Below are 1,005 nucleotides of genomic sequence, written 5' to 3'. Positions count from 1 at the left end.
CGGGTTTACGGTGTATGTAGCTGTTGTTGTCTGAGTATCGCATATGTCAGTAACAGTCCATGTAATGGTAATGGATCCACCGGCACAGAAGTCGATGTATGAATTATCCCAGTCATTGGATAGAGTTGGGCTACATCCTCCACCTTCGGCGACAGCTGCTGCCTGAGCGGCGAGCCACGCGTCGAAGTCAGCGTTGAGAGCGTTCTGAGCGGCGGTCAGGTTATCCGAAGTATCGTCGAAGTCACAGGCATCGACTGTTTTTGTCAGCTGGCTGAGTCAATGTCAGCGGCGGCACCGGGTTTACGGTGTATGTAGCTGTTGTTGTCTGAGTATCGCATATGTCAGTAACAGTCCATGTAATGGTAATGGATCCACCGGCACAGAAGTCGATGTATGAATTATCCCAGTCATTGGATAGAGTTGGGCTACATCCTCCACCTTCGGCGACAGCTGCTGCCTGAGCGGCGAGCCACGCGTCGAAGTCAGCGTTGAGAGCGTTCTGAGCGGCGGTCAGGTTATCCGAAGTATCGTCGAAGTCACAGGCATCGACTGTTTTGTCAGCTGGCTGAGTCAATGTCAGCGGCGGCACCGGGTTTACGGTGTATGTAGCTGTTGTTGTCTGAGTATCGCATATGTCAGTAACAGTCCATGTAATGGTAATGGATCCACCGGCACAGAAGTCGATGTATGAATTATCCCAGTCATTGGATAGAGTTGGGCTACATCCTCCACCTTCGGCGACAGCTGCTGCCTGAGCGGCGAGCCACGCGTCGAAGTCAGCGTTGAGAGCGTTCTGAGCGGCGGTCAGGTTATCCGAAGTATCGTCGAAGTCACAGGCATCGACTGTTTTGTCAGCTGCTGAGTCAATGTCAGCGGCGGCACCGGGTTTACGGTGTATGTAGCTGTTGTTGTCTGAGTATCGCATATGTCAGTAACAGTCCATGTAATGGTAATGGATCCACCGGCACAGAAGTCGATGTATGAATTATCCAGTCATTGGATAGA

General features: G+C 51.7%; 2 protein-coding genes. One reads left to right on the top strand and one right to left on the bottom strand.

What is annotated here, in order from left to right:
• The first annotated feature begins 43 nt into the window (after window positions 1-43).
• Window positions 44-166, top strand: a complete 123-nt coding sequence (locus tag GM418_RS31835; protein ID WP_281350288.1) for a hypothetical protein — start codon at window positions 44-46, stop codon at window positions 164-166.
• A 75-nt stretch (window positions 167-241) separates the two neighbouring features.
• Here GM418_RS31835 and GM418_RS08505 read toward each other — a convergent pair whose 3' ends face one another.
• Complete coding sequence (locus GM418_RS08505) at window positions 242-925, bottom strand: hypothetical protein (RefSeq protein ID WP_158865076.1); 684 nt, start codon at window positions 923-925, stop codon at window positions 242-244.
• Window positions 926-1,005 lie beyond the last annotated feature (80 nt).

Source organism: Maribellus comscasis (assembly GCF_009762775.1).
Taxonomy (GTDB): Bacteria; Bacteroidota; Bacteroidia; order Bacteroidales; family Prolixibacteraceae; genus Draconibacterium; species Draconibacterium comscasis.
This window is presented reverse-complemented; position numbering and strand designations above follow the sequence as displayed.